This window comes from Rhizobium acidisoli (assembly GCF_002531755.2).
Lineage (GTDB): Bacteria > Pseudomonadota > Alphaproteobacteria > Rhizobiales > Rhizobiaceae > Rhizobium > Rhizobium acidisoli.
Genome location: NZ_CP035000.1, coordinates 227,398 through 248,784 on the forward strand (window position 1 = coordinate 227,398; position 21,387 = coordinate 248,784).

Consider the following 21,387-nt stretch of genomic DNA (forward strand, 5'->3'; position numbering starts at 1 on the left):
AATCCCCCTTGTTCGACTGGAGGTAAATTAGTGCTCAAGTGGAAAAAGGGTATGGCTCGGGCACGCGGTTGCATAGATCGATGTATCGGGCATCAGCCGTCAAACTTTGCCTGCGCTGGAACAGTTTCCGGCCGGCCGTCGTTTCCAACCTGATAATGGAGAGCGACATGTCGAACGTCTCAAGGACAGGCAAGGACGAGATCAACAACGCAACCAGCCCGACCACCTTCGGAAGGTCGGTGGAAAGCCAGGCGCAAATGCAGGATGCGGCGGCGGAAGCCTCGCCCGAAACGGGCGGTGAGATGGTCAACATCTACCGGCTGGAACCGATCGCCGCTCCCGACGATCCGAGATGGGACAATGCCCCCGGCCATGGCATCGTCATCGTGGCCGCCAGAACGCCGGGTGATGCCAGGATCGTCGCCGCCGCGCGCGAACTCGACTTCATGGAAGTGGATGCGGCTCCCGCCGAGGATGTGACGACAGCCAATGCCAGTGCCTTCCGCGACGACAAGCTCTATACTGTCATAGAGATCGACCGGAACAGACGCGATATCAAGCGCGGCATCGTCGAGGGCATGGTCTCGGTCGACACGATACGCCCAGTCCAACCGGATTAGAGGCCACCCCTTTTTATTGGAGTTCTCATGAATACGGCCAATCTGCAGCTCAAAGGGCTGATCATGGCGATGACGTCGATCTGCGACGCAATCGTCGACAAGGACGTGCTCACGCGCGGGGAAATCAACGCCGCGCTCTCGAAAGCCCAAAAGGCGATCGAGGAGGACGACGATCATGAGCTGTCGGGCGCCAACCGCGCCGCGATCCTGTTTCCCATCCGGGTGTTGCAACTCGCCGGTGAGGCCGCCGGGAAAGGCGAACAGCTGACATTTTCGGATTATGCGAAGCTCGTGGGAAAGCTCAGCTGAGCATTTCGAAGGCTTTTCTCTCGAGACCGTCGAGGTCGGGCCAGGTTCGCTTCGTGTCCGCCACGGCGGATCAGGCCCCGCCGTTCTTCTACTCCACGGCCATCCCAGGACACATATGACCTGGGGCAAGGTGGCGGATCTATTGTCTTCTGATTACACGGTCATCTGTCCCGACCTACCCGGCTTCGGCCGCTCCTACCAGCCTGCCGATACTCCCGACAGCAGAAACTCCTCCAAGAGGGCCAAGGCCGACGCCCTCGTCGAGCTGATGCGGCGACTGGGGCACGAAAACTTCGCGGTCGTCGGTCATGACCGTGGAAGCCTGACTGCTTTCCGTATGGCGATGGACCATCCCGACCGCGTACGAAAATTCGTTGCTGCCGATGGCATTCCCGTCATTGAACATCTTGAACACGCAGACTGGAAATTTGCAAGAGACTGGTATCATTGGTTCTTCTTCGCCCAGCCGCAAAAGCCGGAGCGGGCGATCTCAGCTGATCCCCTGGCGTGGTACGACAAACTCTCGCCGGCGCGAATGGGCAGACCGGCCTATGACGACCTGCTCAACGTCATCCAAGACCCCGACGTCATCCACGGGATGATCGAGGATTACCGCGCCGGACTCAGCGTCGACCGTCTCCACGACCGTGAAGACCGCGACGCCGGCCGGAAAGTGAACTGCCCCATGCTCTGCCTCTGGTCGCTGCGCGACGACATGGAGCAGATCTATGGCGATCCCGTCGCTATCTGGCGGAACTGGGCGGACGACGTGCGCGCTTCGGCACAGACAGCGGCCATCATGTCGCTGAAGAGAATCCGGAAGCGATCTCGCAGGCCATCCGGGATTTTTTCGAGAGCGCATAGTGCCAGGCTCGAGCGACGCGGTCCGGTCGCAGGCCATCCGACAGCAATGTTCGACGCTGTCGATTTTGCCATAAGTTGATCAATTTTGTCTTGTTTTCAGGCAGGTCTTGTGGCTATACCCCGCCGCACACACTTACGCACCAGGATTTCTACGTGACCATCCTCAAATCGCTTTTGGCCGCCTGCGGCCTCTCCGCCCTGATCGGCCTTGCCGCAACTCCGACGCTGGCCGGTTCGACGGCCTATCCGCTGACGCTCGAAAACTGCGGCGCTGCGGTGACATTCAAGCAGGCGCCCGAGCGGGCGATCGGCCTCGGCCAGAACAGCGCGGAAATCCTGCTGCTGCTCGGCCTTCAGGACAAGTTGGTCGGCACCGCCTTCTGGCCGAGCAAGGTGCTGCCGCAGCTCGCCGAAGCCAATGCCAAGGTCAAGCTTCTCACAGTCGAGATGCCGACCTTCGAATCGATCCTCGCCGAAAATCCCGACTTCGTGGCGGCCGCCCTGCCGAGCCTGGTCGGGCCGAACAGCAAGGTCGCCAAGCGCGAGGACTTCGACAAGGTCGGGGTGGCGAGCTATCTTTCGCCCAGCACCTGCCTCAGCACCAAGGACGTCAAAGACCAATACGGCAGCCGCGCCGAGCTGTGGAACATGGATCTCCTCTACAAGGAGATCGACGAACTTTCGCAGATTTTCGACGTCGCCGATCGCGGCCAGGCGCTGATTGCCGACTTCAAGGCGCGTGAAGCCAAGCTTCGCGGGAGCGTTGCCAAGGACGGCAAGAACCTGTCCTACGTCTTCTGGTTCTCCAGCCCCAGCCCGTCGGCCGACGCCTATGTCGGCGGCAAGAACAGCGCCTCCGGCTTCATCGCCGACCTGCTCGGTGGCCACAATGCGATATCGGCGGAAGCAGAATGGCCGACCGTCGGCTGGGAAGGCATCATCGCCGCCAACCCCGACGTCATCGTCGTCGCCAGCCTCGACCGCAACCGCTGGGAACTCGACAAGCCTGAGGCCAAGATCAACTTCCTGAACACCGATCCGGCCGTCAGCCAGACCCCGGCCGTCAAGAACAAGGCGCTCGTCGTCATGGACGGCCAGGCGATGAACCCGACGATCCGGACGATCTACGGCGCCGAACAGGTCGCCGAGCAGCTGAAGGCTCTCGGTCTGCTGAAGTGACGGACGCAGGCCGTCTCTTCCGGCAGTTGGGAGCGCTCACCGCACTGCTGCTCGCTTCCCTCTGCCTCATCGCTGTCGCCGTCGGCATGAGCGTCGGGATCGGCGACTTGCCGATTCCGCTTGCGACCACGTTTTCGGCCGTCACCAATCGGCTCGGTTGGACTGCCGTCGAGCTGAACCGCATCCATGAGACGGTGATCTGGGATTATCGCCTGAGCCGCGCGCTGGTCGCCGCCTTCTGCGGCGCGGGGCTGGCGCTCTCGGGCGCCATCATGCAGTCGCTGCTGCGCAATCCGCTTGCCGAACCCTATGTGCTCGGCATCTCCGCCGGGGCCTCCACCGGCGCCGTCGCAATCGTCATCCTGGGCCTCGGCGCTGGCGCGGTGTCGCTGTCGGCAGGCGCCTTTGCCGGCGCCTTCGCCGCCTTCTTCTTCGTGGCGCTGCTCTCGAACGGCACGCGCGGCGGCGCGGACCGCACCATTCTTGCCGGGGTCGCCGCCTCGCAGCTCTTCAACGCCTCAACCTCTTATATCGTCACCACCTCGGCCAATGCGCAGCAGGCCCGCGACGTCATGTTCTGGCTGCTCGGCAGTTTCAGCGGCGTGCGCTGGCCGGAATTCGCGCTGGTCTCGGTTATCGTCGGCCTCGGCCTTGCCGCCTGTCTGTTTTATGCCCGCGTGCTCGACGCCTTCGCTTTCGGCGACGAGGCGGCCTCCTCGCTCGGTGTCAATGTCGGCCGCGCCCGCATGGTGCTCTTCGCGCTGACTGCCATGATGACGGCGACGATCGTCAGCATGGTCGGCTCGATCGGCTTTGTCGGCCTTGTCGTGCCGCATGTCGCGCGCTTCGTCGTCGGGCCGCTGCATATCCGCCTGCTGCCGGCCTGCGCCATCGCTGGAGCGATCTTCATGGTGCTCGCCGACATTGCCGCGCGCGCCCTCATTCCCAACCAGATCCTGCCGATCGGCGTCGTCACGGCGCTGGTCGGCGTTCCCCTCTTCTCGATCATCCTCTACCGGTTCCAGCGCGCGTCATGAGCATCAAGGCCGACAACCTCACTTGGAAAATTGGCAGAAAAACCATTCTGGACGGCGTTTCCATGGAGGCACGGCCGGGCCGGATGCTCGGCCTGCTTGGTCCGAACGGCTCCGGCAAGACCTCGCTACTACGGCTTCTCGCCGGGCTGAAGCGACCGCATTCCGGCCGGGTCACTCTTGATCGAAACGACATCGGCACGATCAGCCGCCGTTCGATCGCCCGGCGCATCGCCTTCGTCGAGCAGCATGCAACGACAAACGCCAATCTGAAGGTCGTCGATGTCGTCAAGCTCGGCCGCTTTCCGCATCGCTCGATGTTCTCCGGCTGGACGAGAGCCGACGAAGAGGCGGTCGAAGCGGCGCTCGCGCGCGCCGGCATGGCGGAGAAGCGCGACGATCGCTGGCAGAACCTGTCGGGCGGTGAAAAGCAGCGCACCCATATTGCCAGGGCGCTCGCCCAGTCGCCGCAGGAATTGATCCTCGACGAACCCACCAACCATCTCGACATCCAGCACCAGATCGGCCTGATGCGGCTTGTCTCCGGCCTGCCGATCACCAGCATCGTCGCCCTGCACGATCTCAACCATGCCGCCATGTTCTGCGATGAGCTTGTTATCATGCAGCAGGGCAGGATCGTCGCCTCGGGCGCGCCTGAAGACGTGCTGAGCGAGAATCTCCTGCGCGACGTCTTTTCCGTCGAGGCCCGCATCGAGGCCTCGCCCCATCATTCGCGCCCGCATGTCCACTACCTCATATGAGAGTGGCTAGAACAGGATTCAGATTTTAGGCCGGATCGGCCTAAAATCTGAATCCTGTTCTAAATTAAAAAGTTAGAGCATGATGTCGCCCGAAAACCGCTCACACTTTTCGGCATCATGCTCCGTTCTCACGTCACGATCTGCAGCGGCAAAGCAGTCGTCTTTTTCAGCGTCTTCAGGACGATGCTCGATTTGACCGAGGCCAGATTATCGGTGACCCGGATCATTCTTTCGAGAAATTGGCTGAGATGGTCGAGGTCGCGCGCCATCACCTTCATCAGAAAATCGGCATCCCCCGTCTGCGAATAACACTCCAGGATCTCCGGCGAGGTTTCGATGAAACGATGGAGCCGCTCGTTTCCGCCTTCCGTATGCGCACGCAAGCTGACGAGGGTATGAGCGACGACGGCAAAACCCAGTTTTGCAGGATTGAGGATAGCAACGACGCTCTGGATGTACTGCTCATTGCGCAGCCTTTCCAAACGGCGGGCGCATTGGGTCGCGGAGAGATTGACCTTCTGCGACAGCTCACCCTGCGTCACTTCACTGTTTTGCTGGAGAGCGGCGAGCAATTTGATATCGAACTGGTCAAGCATGACTCACCCGAAAAAAGGAGACTTTCTGCACATTATAGCCAGATGACGCAGAATGTCTGCATCCAGATATCGCATTAGGCAGATAATCGCATAAAATCGCCGCGGAACTTCCGTTAATCTCCAGCCATTGGATAAAACGGAGGTGGACTTGTGTTTGAGAAACTGAATAACCGGCCAGCCGACAGCCTGCTTGCCCTCATCAAGGCCTTTCAGGCCGACGAGCGCAGCGGAAAGATCGACCTCGGCGTCGGCGTCTATCGCGACGCCATGGGCCGCACGCCGGTGATGCGAGCCGTAAAGGCGGCGGAACAGTTTCTTCTCGAGACCCAGGACAGCAAGAAATATCTCGGCCCGGAAGGCGATCTGCAATTCGTGCGCCTGCTGCAGCCCATTATTTTCGGCAAATCGCCAAAATTCGATCATCGCCTTGTCGGCATTCAGACACCCGGCGGCAGCGGCGCGCTGCGTCTCGGCGCCGAGCTCATCCAGATGGCAAACCCATCGGCGAAGGTTCTGTTGGGGACACCGAGCTGGCCGAACCACGCGCCGATTTTTGCCTCGGCGCGCCTGGCTGTAAAGGACTACGCCTTCGTCGATCTGACGTCGCAACAGGTCAAATTCGAAGGCGTCGCCGACGCCCTGTCTTCCGCTGCGGAAGGCGATGTCGTCCTCCTTCACGGTTGCTGCCACAATCCGACCGGTATCGATTTCACCATGGAGCAGTGGCTAGAGATTACCGAACTCCTCGTTGCGCACAAATTGGTGCCGTTCATCGATCTTGCCTATCAGGGGCTTGGCGACGGTCTCGAACAGGACGCTGCACCGACCCGCATGATCCTCGACGCGGTCGACGAGGCGCTGATCGCCTATTCCTGCGACAAGAATTTCGGTCTCTATCGCGAGCGCGTCGGCGCGCTCTACGTCATGACCCGCAATATCGACGACGTCGGCAAGGCAGAAAGCAATATGGCGGCACTTGCGCGTGTCAACTGGTCGATGCCGCCCGATCATGGCGCGGCGATCGTCAGAACCATTCTCGAGAGCCCCGAAATGTCGGCAATGTGGCGCGCCGAACTCGACGAGATGTGCGAGCGTGTCAACGGCAACCGCGCGGCGTTCGCCGCCGCAGCCGCCGATCTGGCCTTTATCAGCCGGCAGCGCGGCCTGTTCTCCAATCTCTCCATGTCGAAAGAAACGGCCGCGGCGCTACGCGCCAAACACGGCATCTACATGGCCGATTCCGGCCGTATGAACCTTGCGGGCATGCAGCCGGCTGATGCCGACGCAATCGTGACCGCACTTCGCGCTGAAGGCTGCTTGAAATGAGCAAGAAGGAAACAACCGGCCAGGCGATGACCCGTTCGCTTGTCGCCCATGGGATCGACACGGTGTTCGGCATCCCGGGCGCCCACATGTATGATTTCAACGATGCCCTCTACGGCGCCCGTGACAAGGTTCGGTTCATTCACACACGGCACGAACAGGGCGCCGGATATATGGCCTATGGCTATGCCAAATCCACCGGCCGGATCGGCGCTTATACCGTCGTCCCCGGTCCCGGTGTTCTCAATTCAGGCGCGGCTCTTTGCACCGCTTACGGCGCCAACGCGCCGGTGCTTTGCATCACCGGCAACATCATGTCCCACCTGATTGGCCAGGGCAGAGGGCAGCTGCACGAACTGCCCGATCAACTCGCGACAATGCGCGGGCTTACCAAGACGGCGGAACGCATCAATCATCCGTCCGAGGCCGGTCCTGTCATGGCCGAGGTTGTTAACAAAATGCTCTCCGGCCGCCAGGGTCCGGGAGCGGTCGAAGCCCCATGGGACGTGTTTGGCCAATCCGGCCCCGAAGTCGATCTTCCCGTCGGGTCGAAAGCCCCTCACCCGGCTGTCAACTCGGATCAGATCGCTGCCGCAGCGGCACTGATATCGGTCGCCAGCAACCCGATGATCATGGTCGGCGGCGGTGCGGCGGATGCCGGCGCCGAAATCGCCGCCCTTGCGGAATTGCTTCAATCGCCCGTCACCTCCCATCGTTCCGGCAAGGGCATCGTCGCCGACGACCACCCGAACTATCTGAACTTCGTCGCCGCCTATGAATATTGGAAGAAGACCGACGTTCTGATCGGCATTGGCAGCCGGCTCGAATTGCAGTTCATGCGATGGAAATGGCTGCCGAAGGACCTCAAGATCATCCGCATCGATATCGATCCGACCGAAATGGTCCGTCTCAAGCCCGGTGTCGGCATCGTCGCCGATGCCAAGGCGGGAACGCAGGCTCTGATAGATGCACTGGCAGGCGCCCCACGCGATGATCGCACCCGCGAATTTGCCGACCTCAACAGAGACGCCAGATCCCGGTTCTCGGAAGTACAGCCGCAGCTTGCCTATCTCGATGCCATTCGTGAGGCTCTGCCGAGAGATGGCTTCTTCGTCGAGGAAGTCAGCCAGATGGGCTTTACCGCCCGTTTTGCCTTCCCCGTCTACGCCCCGCGTCAGTACGTGACATGCGGTTATCAGGACAATCTGGGTTTTGGCTTCAACACCGCCTTGGGCGTGAAGGTCGCCAATCCCGATAAAGCGGTCGTGTCCGTTTCCGGCGACGGCGGCTTCATGTTCGGCGTTCAGGAGCTTGCCACCACCGTCCAGCACAGGATCAATGTCGTCGCCATCGTCTTCAACAATTCGGCCTATGGCAATGTCCTGCGCGACCAGAAGCAGGCGTATCATGGCCGCTATCTTGGCTCGGATCTCACCAATCCGGATTTTGTCGCGCTTGCCGAGAGCTTCGGTATCCGCGCATTCCAGGTGACAAGCCCCGTCGAACTCAAAGAGACGATCGAGAAAGCCCTCTCTCTCGACGAACCTGTGCTGATCGAGGTTCCGATCGAAAAGGGATCCGAGGCAAGTCCCTGGCCTTTCATTCATCCAGCGCCGCACGCCGAATGATGCCCTATCAACGCGACGAGCTCTTGAGAAAGACCGTCGCCAGCGGCGGCAGCGTCAGCGACAGGGAAACCGGCCTGCCGTGGGCGGGGATGGGTTCGCTCGACAGCGCGCCGTTGACGAGGCCGGAGCCGCCATATTCGCGTGCATCCGTGGTGATCCGCTCGATCCACACGCCATCATCAGGCACGCCGATCCTATAGCCGTAACGCGGCACCGGCGTGAAATTCGATACGACAAGGACGGATGAAGAGCGGCCCTCGGAATAACGGAGCATGCCGAGGACGGAATTGACGGCATCGTCGGCCGCCGCCCATTCGAAGCCCTGGGGATGAAAATCACCGAACTGTAATGCCGGCTCGTCCAGGTAGAGGCTATTCAGATCCTTGATCAGCCGCTGAATTCCGACATGCTGAGGTCGGTCCAGCACATCCCAGCTTAGCGAAGCATCGTGGTTCCATTCGCCCGGCTGGGCGATTTCGCTCCCCATGAACAGCAGCTTCTTGCCGGGATGACCCCACATGAAAGCGAGATAGCTGCGCAAATTGGCAAATTTCTGCCATTCGTCGCCCGGCATCTTGGTCAGCAGCGAGCCTTTACCATAGACCACCTCGTCATGAGAAATCGGCAGCATAAAGCGCTCGGAATAGGCGTAGATCATGCCGAAGGTCATGGTGCCATGATGATGGCTCCGATAGACCGGATCCTTCTCGATGTAACTCAGGCTGTCATGCATCCAGCCCATGTTCCATTTGATGTCGAAGCCAAGCCCGCCTTCTTCCGGCGGCTTCGTCACACCCGGCCAGGCCGTCGATTCCTCGGCGATGGTCATTGCATGCGGGCAGCGCTCGTGGACGATGCTGTTCAGGTGCTTGAAGAACTCCACCGCCTCCAGGTTCTCGCGGCCGCCATACTGATTTGGAATCCATTCGCCTTCGTTGCGGCTGTAATCGCGGTAGAGCATCGAGGCCACGGCATCGACGCGCAAGCCGTCGACATGATAGCGCTCCAGCCATTCGAGCGCGCTGGCGATCAGGAAGCCTTTCACCTCGTTGCGACCGAGATTGTAGATCAGCGTATTCCAGTCGCGGTGAAAGCCCTCGCGCGGGTCCTCGTGTTCATACAGCGCGCTGCCGTCGAAACGGGCAAGACCCCAGACATCCGTGGGGAAGTGAGCCGGCACCCAGTCGAGGATGACGCCGAGCCCGGCGCCATGGCAGCGGTCGACGAAATAGGCGAAATCCTCGGGCGTTCCGTATCGCCCGGTCGGGGCAAACAGGCCGAGCGGCTGATAGCCCCAGGACCCGCCGAACGGGTGCTCCATGATCGGCAGCAGCTCGATATGGGTAAACCCCATGTCGCTGGCATAGGGAACAAGCCGCTGGCTGAGCTCGACCCAGTCGAGATATCTGTTGCCGTCCCGCCCGTCGCGCAGCCAGGAGCCGGCGTGCACCTCGTAAACGGAGATCGCGCCCTCCAGTCTCGCTTGCCGAGACCGGCCCTTCATCCAGCTGTCATCGGTCCATCGAAATGGTGTCGACGATGCGACGATGGAGGCGGTGGATGGGGCGGCCTCGCTCGCCCGTGCCACGGGATCGGCCTTTTGCGGCAGGCAGGACCCCTCGGCATCGACGATCTCGAACTTGTATCTTTCACCGGGGGCGAGGCTCGGAATGAACAACTCCCAGACGCCCGCCGATTGCCTCAGCCGCATCGGATTTCGCCGCCCGTCCCAGGCATTGAAGTCACCGACGACCGAAACGCGGCGAGCATTCGGCGCCCATACAGCGAAACGAACACCTGATATGCCGTCGATCGACATCGCCACCGCGCCAAGCGTGCGGCTCAGACTGTAATGCGTGCCCTCCGATATCAAGTGGAGGTCGAGTTCACCGAGCAGCAGACCGAAACTATAGGGATCCTCGGTGATCTGCACCGCATCCGGCCAAGTGATCTTCAGCCGGTATCCGCTCCTCAAACCGGTTGCCGCCGCAAACAGGCCGGCGGGATGGGCGATGCTGAAAGGCGTCACCACCCGTCCACTCGCAGCCTCGATGAGATCGACCGCCTCCGCCCCGGGCAGGTAGACCCGCACGATCGTCATCCCGCCGCTTTCATGGGGGCCGAGGATCGAAAAAGGATCGCCGTGGCGCCCCTCGATCAGAGCCCAGAGGGCATCGTGCCCGATGCCGGCCAGAAGTTCCGAGCGCTCAACATTCATGCCGGAACTCCCGCCAGACGCGAGACGATTTCGGTGAGGCCGGAAAGCGGGATCGGAAGCCATTTCGGCCGGTTGCGGGCTTCATAGGCGATTTCGTAAGCGGCCTTTTCGAGAAGAAAGGCATCGAGGACCCTCCGTCGTTGATCGGGTGGCATATCAAGCGCCTTCGATGCCGAAACCGCCTGCGAATAGGCGTCGAGAAACGCCTCTTCCGCCTGGCGCCCGAAGCGGGCGATGGCCTCGCGCCGGACTTCGTTCTCGTGTTCGATGACGGCGTCGTTATCAAGCTGGGCGGTGGCGACGAGATAACTCAGTGACCTCAAAAGCCCGGCGACATCGCGCAGCGGATTGGTCTTGGCGCGGCGTTCGGCCAGGTTTTTCGCCGGCTCGCCCTCGAAATCGATGATAACGGCATCGCCCTCGCTGACGAGGATCTGACCAAGGTGAAAATCGCCATGCGTGCGCGTCATCAGCGTATGGCGCGTGGCCTCGGTCAGCGTCGCGGCAAGCTCGACGAGTTCGGAGCGGCGCTTGAGCAACGGAGCAGCGAGTAGATCGATCGCCGGATCGGCATTCTCCGCCCGTTCGGCAAGTTTCGACATGGCATAGGCGACTTCGCCGGCAACCGCCTTCTTCATCGCCTCGACTTCGCTGTCGCCGGCGATTACCGGGCTGAAGGCTTCGTCTGCAGTCTCCCCGGCGAGCACGACATGCAGCTCTCCGAGACGCATGCCGACCATCGCAACGAAGCTGATCAGCGGCTGGAAGACGTCGTCGCCCGGCTGGACGGCCGGGTCGTTCAGCACGAGTTCGTCTGCCCCGCGGCGCAGGTTGTTCAGCATCCAGTTCCAGGCATCGCCCTGATTGCGGATCGCGCCTTGTACGATGATCAATGTCGAGCGGCGTCCACTGGAGTCCGTGTGCGCGACCTCGCCGAGCAAGGGCGCCGTGTGATCGTAGCCGGCACGGGTGAGATAGCGCGTCATCTCGACCTCCGGATGAATGCCGGGAAAGATGTGCCTGATCAGCTTGATCATCGCGAGATCGCCGACGATCAGCGAACTGTTGGATTGTTCGGCCGAGAGCCAATGGACCGGAAGATCGTCGGTGACGGCGAGACGGTCGAGCCGTTCCGTGCCGAGAAATTCAAGCGTGCCGGTGCGCCCCGTGGTACGCGAGCGGTCGCCAAGCCCGCGCAGGATACCGCGCGCCATCGCCTCCACGGCAAATCCGTCCGTCAGGAAGCCGACGCGCCGGCCCTGGCGGACCCGCCCGAGCGCAAGCTGCTGGGTCAGCACCGATGGTTGCGCATCGTCCCAGGCGACCGCCAGCGGCAGCTGGTAGGATTCGCTATGGTTTGGCAGCACGGCCTCCAGTTCGCCGAGAACGATCCCGTCGGCAAACGGGATCGGCGTTGCGGAGATCAGACGCGCCGCCTGCAGCGGCTGGTCCTTCGCCCCGAACCACCGCCGCTTCGCCAGATAGGCCGGCAGAATTTCATTGCTGAGGACGCGTGCAAGCTTGGGTTCATCGACAAGATCCAGCAGGCCGCGGCGGGTGACGATTGTCACCAGATCGGGAAGTTGCTCCGGCGGCGCGGTGCGCCATGCCGGCGGGTCGGCATCGGCCTCCAGCTGGAACCAGAAAAATCCGTAGGGCGGCAGTGTCAGCAGATAGGTCAGCTGGCCGATCGGCGGAAAAGGCGACATGCCGGTCAATTCGATCGGCACGCGGCCCTCGAAACTCGACAGGTCGAGTTCCACGGCCTGCGGCAGGCGCGAGAGGTTTGCGACGCACATCAGCGTCTCGCCTTCATATTCCCTGAGATAGGCGAGGATCTTGCGATTCTCCGGCGCGAGAAACCGCAGCGAGCCACGGCCGAAGGCCGGATGCCGGCCGCGTAGCGCCAGCATCTTGCGCGTCCAGTTGAGCAGCGAATGCGCATCCGTGCTCTGCGCCTCGACGTTGACGGCCTCGAAACCGTAGAGCGGATCGGCGACCGGCGGCAGCACGAGACGCGCCGGATCCACCCTGGAGAAGCCGCCATTGCGGTCCGGAGACCATTGCATCGGCGTCCTCACCCCATCCCGATCGCCGAGATAGATATTGTCGCCCATGCCGATCTCGTCGCCGTAATAGATCACCGGCGTTCCCGGCATCGAGAGCAGCAGCGCGTTCATCAGCTCGATCCGCCGGCGGTCGCGCTCCATCAGCGGCGCCAGGCGGCGCCTGATGCCGAGATTGATGCGGGCGCGCTTGTCGGATGCGTAGGTTTCCCAGAGATAATCGCGCTCGGCGTCCGTCACCATTTCGAGCGTCAGTTCGTCATGGTTGCGCAGGAAGATCGCCCATTGGCAATTCTCCGGAATCTCCGGCGCCTGCCGCAGGATATCGGTGATCGGAAACCTATCCTCCTTGGCGATCGCCATGTACATGCGCGGCATCAGCGGAAAGTGGAAGGCCATGTGGCATTCGTCGCCGTCGCCGAAATATTCGCGCGTATCCTCCGGCCATTGATTGGCCTCGGCCAGCAGCATGACGCCGGGATGGGTGGCATCGAGGGCGGCACGGATGCGCTTGAGGATCGCATGGGTTTCGGGCAGGTTTTCGTTGATCGTCCCCTCACGCTCGACAAGGTAGGGGATCGCGTCGAGGCGGAAGCCGTCGATACCGGTTTCCAGCCAGAAGCGCATCACCTTCAGCAGTTCCTCCATGACCAGGGGACTGTCGAAGTTGAGGTCAGGCTGGTGGGAATAAAAACGATGCCAGTAATAGGCGCCGGCCACGGCATCCCATGTCCAGTTCGATTTTTCCGTATCTATGAAAATGATGCGCGTTTCCGGGAATTTCTGATCGGTATCCGACCAGACGTAAAAATCGCGCTCCGGTGATCCGGCCGGCGCCTGACGGGCACGCTGGAACCAGGGATGCTGATCGGAGGTGTGGTTGATGACGAGCTCGATAATGACGCGGATATTACGCTGGTGGGCGGCGTCGACGAAGGCGCGAAAATCCTCCAAGGTGCCGTAATCGGGGCTGACATTGCCGTAGTCGGCGATGTCGTAGCCGTCGTCGCGGCGCGGCGAGGGAAAGAAAGGCAGCAGCCAGATGGCATTGACGCCGAGCGCCGCGATGTGATCGAGCTTGGCGTGCAGGCCGGCAAAGTCGCCGACGCCGTCGCCGTTGGCGTCGTAGAACGACTTGATGTGCAACTGGTAGATGATCGCATCCTTGTACCAGAGGGGCTGCTCAATGCCATCGGGGTTCATCGTGTCCATTCATGCCTCCGCTGCTCGAACGCGCCAGATCGCAAAGGGCAGGATTTCAGGGTTCAGGCTGATGCTCTGCCGTTTGCCGGTCCATTTGAAACGATGCCCGCCGATGAGATCCTCGGCATCCAGCGCGCCGCCGTCGCCGAGCGACCAGTGCCAGAGCGGCAGTTCGACATCGCTTTGCTGAAAATTGTGAGGGTCGAGGCTGATCGCGATCAGCAAGACATTGTCGCGGGCCTTGCTCGCCTTCTCGAAGAACAGGATATTGTCATTCCAGGCATTCAACAGCGTCAACCCGAGATGCGAATGCAGCGCGGTGTTCTCGTTCCTGATACGGTTGAGCATCCTGATTTCGCCGACGATATTGCCCGGCCGGTCATAGTCCCAGGCGCGGATCTCGTATTTCTCGCTGTCGGCATATTCCTTGCGCTTGGCATCGGGTCGCCCCTCGCAAAGCTCGAATCCATTATAGACGCCCCACAGGCCCGAAAGCGTGGCGGCGAGCGCCGCACGGATCAAGAAGGCCGGGCGCGGTGCGTTCTGCAGAAAGTCCGGATTGATGTCATGGGTGTTGACGAAGAAATGCGGCCGGAAAAATTCCTTCGCCTCCGTCTGCGTCAGCTCGCGCATATATTGCTCGAGCTCCCATTTGGCATTGCGCCAGGTGAAATAGGTGTAGGACTGGGAGAAGCCGATCTTAGCCAGCCGGTACATGACCTTCGGCTTGGTGAAGGCTTCCGACAGGAAGACCACATCGGGATGACGCGCCCTGATATCGCCGATCAGCCATTCCCAGAATGGGAAAGGCTTGGTGTGCGGATTGTCGACGCGAAACAGCTTGACGCCCTGGTCCACCCAAAGCTGGACGACATCCCTAAGCTCCACCCATAACGAGGGCAGCGCGTCCTTCGTGTAGAAATCGACGTTGACGATATCCTCGTATTTCTTCGGCGGGTTCTCGGCATATTTGATCGTGCCGTCCGGGCGCCAGTCGAACCAGCCGGGATGTTCCTTCAGCCAGGGGTGATCCGGCGACGCCTGGATTGCAAGGTCGAGAGCGATCTCCAGCCCGTGCCGGCCCGCCTCCTCGACCAGCCGGCCGAAATCCTCGAAATCGCCGAGCTCGGGATGGATGGCATCGTGGCCGCCCTCCTCGGAACCGATCGCATAGGGGCTGCCAGGATCGCCGGGAGCGGCCTTCAGGCTGTTGTTGCGCCCCTTTCGGTTGGTCGAGCCGATCGGGTGAATGGGCGGGAAGTAGAGTACGTCGAAGCCCATGCCGCGAATATCGGCCAGCCTCGGGATGACGTCGTCGAAGGTGCCGTGCCGGTTGGGATCACCGCTCTGCGAGCGCGGGAAGATCTGGTACCAGCTGGCGAAGGCCGCTTCCTTGCGTTCGGAATCGACGGCGCTTGCCGTGGAGCGGAGCCGGAACGGCCGGCTGTCGGCTTTGTTCATCAGCTCGGATGTCTGAGGATCGAGCAGGATTGCCGTCCGCTCGGCATCCGAGGCGGTTTCGAGATTGTCGCTCAGGGCCTGCAGTTCGGCGCCGAGCGCTGCCGGCGCCCCGGCCTGCGCGGCGCGGACGAGGTTCAATCCCTCCTGCAGTTCGAGCTTCAGGTCGAGCCGGGCGTCGTTCTTCTTGGTCAGCTCGTAGCGGAAGATCGCGAACGGATTTTTCCACGCCTCGACGGCGAACTCGTAGCGGCCGGTGCGCTCCAGCAGGAACTCGGCGCGCCAGCGGTCGTTTTCGACCAGATGCATCTCCGTCTCGTTCCAGTCCGCCATGGCATCGAGCGGCCGCCAGAGCAGGACGGCGGCGATCGGGTCGTGGCCGTCGGCGAAGATATCAGCCTCGACGGTGACGATGTCGCCGACCACCCGCTTGACCGGGAAACGCCCGTCATCGACGCGCGGCATGATGTTTTCGATGGCAAGCCGCGGCGACGCCGTCGCCTGCGCGATCTCCAGGGCGGGCCTGGACGTGATCGGCGCCGGCGCCCTGCCTTGGATGACCAGCGCCTCCCCTGCCCGCAAGCGCAAAACCCCAGCGTCGGCTGCGACGGGCAGAAAGCCGGAGGCCGCTTCACGAAGGGCCGTCACCGGCGCGGGCGCACTTTTCCGAAGGTCTCTGTTCAGCAGGATGAAGCGCACATTGTCAGCGCTGCGCAGATCCTCCACCTCGGATTGCAGGAGCGCCGAGACCGGTCCATTGGCGTTGCGGATCAGGCGTAGCGATGCGGCAGGCGCGTGATCGATCTTGCCGATCTCGGCATTCGCACGCCGGATTTCGGAAGAAAGATCGAAAGCCAGGTCGTGACGCAGTCCCTTAAGGCCCGACCTGTTCCCATGCGTCGGATCGAGCGGCGTGGCTGCACCATATTCGAAACCCATCGGAATCATAAGGCCGCCGCCGAGCGAAGCGGCAAGGCGCAAGGCTCTCACGGCGCGCCGCTCGAGGATCTCGCGGCTTTCGGTTCCGTGCGCGATACGCCGCGCGAATGGCGGCTCCGGAAACGCGACCTGCCAGCCCAGCGGCTGCTGCACACGATGCTCGTCGATGAACCATCTCTCGTCAAAGTCCCACCAGGGCATCGACGAAAAACAGCCGTTAAAACCTGCCCCCTTGATCCCGTCCCTCACCGCAAAATCGGTGCCTGGCGTCCAGGCGAGGAATTGCGCCTCAGTCTCTTCGCGCACCGCCGCAATCAGCGATTTGAAAAGCGCCGGCGTCGCCCGATCGATCCCGAGCACCCGATAGCCGGCGAGGCCGGCGTCGGACAGCCGCTGCAGCCGTTCCGTCCATTCCGCCAACAGCTGCGATTGCCGTTCCGCCCCCATCGCCGTCATCGGCTCCGCCGGGTCCAATGGCGAGCGCCTCGGATCGACTGGGCGAAAGCCCGCCTCGGAATCTTGCGCCCTGCCGTCGAGCATCAGGTCCATCATCACGGCGACGCCACTCTTGCGGCCAGCCTCCGCCAGGCGGGCCAACCCATCCTCGACCACGTTTCCGAGCGACAGTTCAGGATCGAGACGATCGAAGTCCCGGGAGGCAAAGACACTGCGCTCCCCACCGCGGTCGAAGAGGGGTGCCGTCAGCACATGATCGAAACCGGTATCCGCCGCATGGTCGAAAACCTCGCGCCATGCATCGATGCCCTGGAGAAGGAGCGGATTGACATAATAGATCCGGGGCGGGGTGCTCAACACACCCCCGTTTGCACGAAATAACATCGGCCGCCGCCTCGAGTTGCTTTTCAGGCAAACTTCCTTTGGCGGTTGTTGTTCCACCGGCAAGGCCAATTCGCGGCTGTACGAACTCATCCGTCGCATCGGCGGCGGATCGAGGGGACGCATTTCGTTCGAGCATCAAAGCCCTTCCAGGAGACGAAGAAACCTTGAGAATTCCAGCCGCATCCGGGTAGTCTTCCGTCATCTACAGAGGTGAGTCAGTTGGCTGTTGAAAGCGCATCCATGCTTCGATCAATACTCGTCGCTGCAACCCTGCCGGCCTGCGTCCTCTGCCTCACCGCCTGGAGCATCGAGACCGATCGTTCGACAGAGTACAAACAAGGCCTGTTCGAAATCCGCGAGGAGGCCAGGCGCTTCATCGCGCAGGAGAACGCCAATGGGCACGAGCAGTGGAACGTGCTGGAACCCAACGCGAAGGTGCTGGTTCCCCGATGCGCGGTCCCGCTCCAGGCGCAGTGGACGCCGAAGAGCCTCGGCCGCTCAAAACCCAGCGTGATGGTCGTGTGCTCAGCCGCGGTGCCGAATGCCGTGATGAAACGATGGGATGTGCCGGTGCCGGTGCGGCAGAAACCAACATCGAACTGAGCATTCCCGTCGATACGCTGGCAAATTGACAAATTGTGTAATTTACGTATTTTACACATTTTAGTGGAGGAGAAAATGGCCCAAATATTGAGAGTGCCGGCGACCACATTCTCTCGCAGCTTCGCACGATATCAGGACGAAGCGCTGAGCGAAAAGATTATCGAAGTCACAAGCCATGGGCGGGTCATTGGCGGATATCTTTCCGCAAGCGAGCTTGAACACTATAAGAGCCTGAAGCGCAGGGAACGTGAAGTTCTCATCGTCGGAGAGTTGGACGAGGACACGATTTCGGACATTGAAAACGCTCAATACGGCGTTGCGCCGAAGTGAAGTTTCCCGAACCCGCACCAGGCCTGGTGATCAGATATTCGTTTCTTTGGAAAGAGGACTACGACAAAGGAAAATACGAAGCGTCGAAGGACAGGCCTTGTGCGGTCGTACTTGCAGCAAAGGTGAAAGACACAACGGCAATTCAAGTCGTTGTTGTACCCATCACGCACTCGCAACCCGACCAGGCCGATCGCTCGGCATCGCTTGAGATACCTGCCGCAATCGCAAAATCACTCGGCCTGGATGGTGGGCGGCATTGGCTGCGACTCACTCAGCTGAACCGCTTTATCTGGCCTGGTTATGATCTGCGCGTACGGCCCGATGACCCTGGCCGCGTCGATTACGGCTTCATCCCCGAGGCGTTCTTCAACCAGATCAAAGCTGCGATCATTGCGGAAAACAACCGAAGGAGGCTCTCCTTTACACCGCGGGACGAGCAGCCTTGAAGTGCTTCCTGTGCTTCACTCCCGAGCAAGATTTCGACTATCTCGACGAAAGCAGTCCGACGGCAACAGAGGCGACCAGACGTGAACGCATCGGTAGAATTGTGCACCTATCCCGAACTTGACGATCGGATCGTGATCGTTCGGGCGGGGGATGAAGTTGATGCCGTGTTTGTCCGGACCGACAGATTCAACGTTCTGATCGATACGCTTGGAACGCCCGAGCTATGCCGGATGGCGCTGGATCTGCTTGAGGGGAAGACTGCAGCTCGCCCGCTGATCGTCATCAATTCGCATATGGATTGGGATCACTTCTGGGGAAATGCAGCTATCGTGGGCCGCGCTCCGATTATCGCGCATGCCGCAGCACTCGATCGCTTGCGTGAACCCTCCGCGCAACAGGTTCTGAAAGACAAGGCCAGCCAGGAATCGCGGTTTCGCAATGTCGAGCTCATCGGCCCAGATATCACCTTCTCCGGCTCGATGGTTCTCAACGGCGGCGATCTGACGCTCGAACTTATCCATACACCCGGGCACACGCCCGACCATATCGCCGTCTGGATTCCCGAGCTTCGCATCTGCCTGGCCGTCGACGCGGTGGAATATCCTATCCCCGAAGTCTGGAGTAAAAGCGCCGAAGACCTTCGCCTGATCCGTTCATCGCTGGAGCGGATCCGTGATCTCGACGCGAGGCTGGTCATCCCCGCGCACGGCCAGACGTCGTCGCCTTCGACGGTGAAGGCGAACCTCGCCTATTTCGAAGCCCTGGCCGAACGTGTCGACGGGTTGAGCGAAGGCCAGCTGGCGGATAGGCAGCTCAGCCGCTCGAGCGGCTTCCGGCTTGAAGACTTCGTCGCCATCCCCGACGGGATGCCTGCGGATACGGTGACGTTCTACCGGAACTGCCACGAGACAAACCTTGGCGCCACCGTTCACGCCCATATCGAAAAACTGAAATCAACGTAGATGGATCTGACGGGCGAGAATGACGTGACACCGTTGGAAGGCGGGCGAACCGGGCAGATCTGGCGCGACGGCGATACCGTCGTCAGACCATCAGGCGCATGGACGCCGACAGTGCACCGGTTTTTGCGCCATCTCAGAGACAGCGGTTTTCTGGCTGCGCCGGAGCCGATCGACATCATAGGGGAAAACCAGGAGATCGTCAGCTTCGTCGCCGGGCGCGTCTGCAAGGATTTGGGTAACTCGTTTGTTGGATCGGAGCGCATGCTGCTGTCCGCGGCCAGGCTTCTGCGCGATTTTCACTCGGCATCGCAAGGGTTTCTGGAGCGGGATAGTGAAGGTCAGACGTGGATGCTGCCGCCGCAGGAACCGCGCGAAATCGTCTGCCACGGGGATTACGCGCCTTACAACGTCGCCACGGCAGAGCATGAGGCTGTCGGGATCATCGATTTCGACACCGCGCATCCCGCACCGCGCCTCTGGGATCTGGCCTATGCGGTCTATCGCTGGGCACCCTTGTCCGATCCCTCCCATCCCGGCGTGATGTCAGGCCTCAACGAACAGCTGCGGCGAGCCGACATCTTCTGTTCGGCTTATGGGGCAACGGCAGAAGAACGGCAACAGCTCCCGGAGACGATCTGCAGGCGGCTCCAGGCGCTTGTCAATTTCATGCAGGCAAGGGCCGCGGTCGGAGACGGGACCTTCGTGGAGCACGTGGCCGCAGGAGACGCTCAGCTGTAACTAGGCGATATCGACTATGTGCAGAAACATCGAGACCGACTGCTGAACGCGCTCCTGTAGCTAGAGCCACTTCCTCCGACGGAAGAAGCCAAAGAGGCCGAGGCACAGGACGCCGATGACGCCGAGCACGACGAAATAGCCATACTGGGTTTTCAGTTCCGGCATGTCGCTGAAGTTCATGCCGTAAATGCCGGCGATCGCGGTGGGAACGGCAAGAATTGCCGCCCAGGCGGCGAGCTTGCGGGCAATCGCCGTCTGCTCGGTCTGGCCGATCATCACGCTGGCCTCGAAGGCGAAAGCCAACACCTCGCGCAAAGCGTCGATATCTTCCTGAACCCGGCGCACGTGATCGGTCACATCGCGAAACAGTGACTGCAGCGTCGGATCCATGCCGGGAAGATCAATGTGCTCATATCGCCGACAGACGTCGACCAGCGGCACAACGGCATTGCGCAGCCGCAAGAGCTTGCGTCGCAGCAGATAAAGCCGCTCGATGTCGGACTTCCCCAGCTGTTCGCGCAGCACCAAATCCTCGAGCTTCTCGACCTCTTCCTGCACGACCTCGATCACCGGCATGTAGTTGTCGACGATGAAATCGAGGATGGAATAGAGAATGTAATTTTCACCGTGGGCGAGCGCCGTCGGTGTGGCCTCGCACCGTTGCCGCACCGACAGGTAAGACGACGAGTCACCGTGGCGAACGGAGACGACATAACCGCGGCCGACGAACAAATGCGTTTCGCCGAAGATGATTTCGTCATTCTTCATATGGGCGGTCCGGGCGACGATGAACATCGCGTCCCCATAAATCTCCAGCTTCGGGCGCTGGTGGGGCTGTGCCGCGTCCTCGATCGCCAAGGCGTGGAGATTGAACTCGGCCTGGACCTGATGCAGCAGCACTTCATCCGGCTCGTGCAGGCCGATCCAGACGATGGCATTCTCCCGGCTGCGCCATTCTCCGGCCTCTTCTATCCTAATATCACGAATGCGCTGCCCATGCTGATACACGGCGGCAGCCACAACGCCGCGCCGCTCATGCGGCGGCGAGGCAGAGCCGCTGCCGGCCTGCGGGGAAACACTGTCCAGATCCTTCAGCCGTTCCAAATCTTGCCGTCCTCCCGCTCCTGCGCAGATCACGCCTCCGCAAGCAACGCCGCATCGATGATAATGCTATTTCGTAAAACATGCATCCATTTCAGTGCGGGACCGTGGGAAGGCGGATTGCCTTAGGCTTTCGTCATCTCCCCACCAGCGACATCACGCAGAAAA

General features: G+C 61.2%; 17 protein-coding genes and 1 pseudogene. 13 read left to right on the forward strand and 5 right to left on the reverse strand.

Annotated features, from left to right (window positions below; translation table 11 throughout):
- Positions 1-167 precede the first annotated feature (167 nt).
- The 6 genes and pseudogenes from CO657_RS26705 to CO657_RS26730 all read left to right on the forward strand — a co-directional run bounded on the left by CO657_RS26705 (position 168) and on the right by CO657_RS26730 (position 4,767).
- Positions 168-620: a hypothetical protein gene (locus CO657_RS26705; RefSeq protein ID WP_054183973.1), complete on the forward strand. Its 453-nt coding sequence runs from the start codon at positions 168-170 to the stop codon at positions 618-620.
- Positions 621-647: 27 nt separating this feature from the next.
- Positions 648-929 (forward strand): hypothetical protein, encoded by a 282-nt coding sequence (locus CO657_RS26710; RefSeq protein ID WP_054183935.1) that lies wholly within the window; start codon positions 648-650, stop codon positions 927-929.
- Positions 901-1,793, forward strand: a pseudogene (locus tag CO657_RS26715) (alpha/beta fold hydrolase). The gene CO657_RS26710 and the pseudogene CO657_RS26715 overlap by 29 nt, the downstream one beginning before the upstream one ends.
- 153 nt (positions 1,794-1,946) lie before the next feature.
- The gene (locus tag CO657_RS26720) at positions 1,947-2,972 is read left to right on the forward strand and encodes an ABC transporter substrate-binding protein (protein ID WP_054183934.1); all 1,026 of its coding nucleotides are present in this window, start codon (positions 1,947-1,949) and stop codon (positions 2,970-2,972) included.
- Positions 2,969-4,009, forward strand: coding sequence for a FecCD family ABC transporter permease (locus tag CO657_RS26725; protein WP_054183933.1), 1,041 nt, complete (start codon positions 2,969-2,971; stop codon positions 4,007-4,009). Before CO657_RS26720 ends, CO657_RS26725 begins: the two co-directional genes overlap by 4 nt.
- On the forward strand, positions 4,006-4,767 hold the full coding sequence (locus tag CO657_RS26730; protein ID WP_054183932.1) for an ABC transporter ATP-binding protein: 762 nt from the start codon (positions 4,006-4,008) through the stop codon (positions 4,765-4,767). Before CO657_RS26725 ends, CO657_RS26730 begins: the two co-directional genes overlap by 4 nt.
- A gap of 128 nt (positions 4,768-4,895) precedes the next feature.
- On the opposite strand, the gene CO657_RS26735 is transcribed toward CO657_RS26730, so the two are convergent.
- The gene (locus CO657_RS26735) at positions 4,896-5,363 is read right to left on the reverse strand and encodes an Lrp/AsnC family transcriptional regulator (RefSeq protein WP_054183931.1); all 468 of its coding nucleotides are present in this window, start codon (positions 5,361-5,363) and stop codon (positions 4,896-4,898) included.
- Positions 5,364-5,513: 150 nt separating this feature from the next.
- Between CO657_RS26735 and CO657_RS26740 the strand changes: the two genes are divergently transcribed.
- The gene (locus tag CO657_RS26740) at positions 5,514-6,689 is read left to right on the forward strand and encodes an amino acid aminotransferase (protein WP_054183930.1); all 1,176 of its coding nucleotides are present in this window, start codon (positions 5,514-5,516) and stop codon (positions 6,687-6,689) included.
- Positions 6,686-8,314: a thiamine pyrophosphate-dependent enzyme gene (locus CO657_RS26745; RefSeq protein WP_054183929.1), complete on the forward strand. Its 1,629-nt coding sequence runs from the start codon at positions 6,686-6,688 to the stop codon at positions 8,312-8,314. Before CO657_RS26740 ends, CO657_RS26745 begins: the two co-directional genes overlap by 4 nt.
- A 7-nt stretch (positions 8,315-8,321) precedes the next feature.
- Here CO657_RS26745 and glgB read toward each other — a convergent pair whose 3' ends face one another.
- Genes glgB through CO657_RS26760 form a run of 3 tightly spaced genes read right to left on the reverse strand, consistent with a single transcriptional unit; the run spans position 8,322 to position 17,038 of the window.
- The gene (gene glgB / locus CO657_RS26750) at positions 8,322-10,532 is read right to left on the reverse strand and encodes a 1,4-alpha-glucan branching protein GlgB (RefSeq protein WP_054183928.1); all 2,211 of its coding nucleotides are present in this window, start codon (positions 10,530-10,532) and stop codon (positions 8,322-8,324) included.
- Positions 10,529-13,810, reverse strand: a complete 3,282-nt coding sequence (treS, locus tag CO657_RS26755) for a maltose alpha-D-glucosyltransferase (protein ID WP_054183927.1) — start codon at positions 13,808-13,810, stop codon at positions 10,529-10,531. The genes glgB and treS overlap by 4 nt, the downstream gene beginning before the upstream one ends.
- On the reverse strand, positions 13,811-17,038 hold the full coding sequence (locus CO657_RS26760; protein ID WP_054183926.1) for an alpha-1,4-glucan--maltose-1-phosphate maltosyltransferase: 3,228 nt from the start codon (positions 17,036-17,038) through the stop codon (positions 13,811-13,813).
- Between the two features lie 240 nt (positions 17,039-17,278).
- Between CO657_RS26760 and CO657_RS26765 the strand changes: the two genes are divergently transcribed.
- From CO657_RS26765 to CO657_RS26785, 5 genes are all read left to right on the forward strand, one after another.
- Positions 17,279-17,641 (forward strand): hypothetical protein, encoded by a 363-nt coding sequence (locus CO657_RS26765; protein ID WP_054183925.1) that lies wholly within the window; start codon positions 17,279-17,281, stop codon positions 17,639-17,641.
- A gap of 75 nt (positions 17,642-17,716) precedes the next feature.
- Entirely contained in the window at positions 17,717-17,971 is a 255-nt protein-coding gene (locus CO657_RS26770; protein ID WP_054183924.1) for a hypothetical protein, read from the forward strand.
- The gene (locus tag CO657_RS26775) at positions 17,968-18,417 is read left to right on the forward strand and encodes a type II toxin-antitoxin system PemK/MazF family toxin (RefSeq protein ID WP_012556193.1); all 450 of its coding nucleotides are present in this window, start codon (positions 17,968-17,970) and stop codon (positions 18,415-18,417) included. The genes CO657_RS26770 and CO657_RS26775 overlap by 4 nt, the downstream gene beginning before the upstream one ends.
- Positions 18,418-18,498: 81 nt before the next feature.
- Positions 18,499-19,380, forward strand: coding sequence for an MBL fold metallo-hydrolase (locus CO657_RS26780; RefSeq protein WP_054183923.1), 882 nt, complete (start codon positions 18,499-18,501; stop codon positions 19,378-19,380).
- Positions 19,381-20,118: an aminoglycoside phosphotransferase family protein gene (locus tag CO657_RS26785; RefSeq protein ID WP_054183922.1), complete on the forward strand. Its 738-nt coding sequence runs from the start codon at positions 19,381-19,383 to the stop codon at positions 20,116-20,118.
- 60 nt (positions 20,119-20,178) lie between these two features.
- Here the strand turns inward: CO657_RS26785 and CO657_RS26790 are convergent, their stop codons facing one another.
- The gene (locus CO657_RS26790; RefSeq protein WP_054183921.1) at positions 20,179-21,222 is read right to left on the reverse strand and encodes a magnesium and cobalt transport protein CorA; all 1,044 of its coding nucleotides are present in this window, start codon (positions 21,220-21,222) and stop codon (positions 20,179-20,181) included.
- Between the last annotated feature and the right edge of the window lie 165 nt (positions 21,223-21,387).

Excerpts from the sequence above, each read along its gene's own strand:
- CO657_RS26705 (WP_054183973.1), top strand. The coding sequence starts at position 168 with ATGTCGAACGTCTCAAGGACAGGCAAGGACGAGATCAACAACGCAACC.
- CO657_RS26710 (WP_054183935.1), top strand. The coding sequence starts at position 648 with ATGAATACGGCCAATCTGCAGCTCAAAGGGCTGATCATGGCGATGACG.
- CO657_RS26730 (WP_054183932.1), top strand. The coding sequence starts at position 4,006 with ATGAGCATCAAGGCCGACAACCTCACTTGGAAAATTGGCAGAAAAACC.
- CO657_RS26735 (WP_054183931.1), bottom strand. The coding sequence starts at position 5,363 with ATGCTTGACCAGTTCGATATCAAATTGCTCGCCGCTCTCCAGCAAAAC.
- CO657_RS26745 (WP_054183929.1), top strand. The coding sequence starts at position 6,686 with ATGAGCAAGAAGGAAACAACCGGCCAGGCGATGACCCGTTCGCTTGTC.
- glgB (WP_054183928.1), bottom strand. The coding sequence starts at position 10,532 with ATGAATGTTGAGCGCTCGGAACTTCTGGCCGGCATCGGGCACGATGCC.
- treS (WP_054183927.1), bottom strand. The coding sequence starts at position 13,810 with ATGGACACGATGAACCCCGATGGCATTGAGCAGCCCCTCTGGTACAAG.
- CO657_RS26760 (WP_054183926.1), bottom strand. The coding sequence starts at position 17,038 with ATGTTATTTCGTGCAAACGGGGGTGTGTTGAGCACCCCGCCCCGGATC.
- CO657_RS26765 (WP_054183925.1), top strand. The coding sequence starts at position 17,279 with ATGCTTCGATCAATACTCGTCGCTGCAACCCTGCCGGCCTGCGTCCTC.
- CO657_RS26770 (WP_054183924.1), top strand. The coding sequence starts at position 17,717 with ATGGCCCAAATATTGAGAGTGCCGGCGACCACATTCTCTCGCAGCTTC.
- CO657_RS26785 (WP_054183922.1), top strand. The coding sequence starts at position 19,381 with ATGGATCTGACGGGCGAGAATGACGTGACACCGTTGGAAGGCGGGCGA.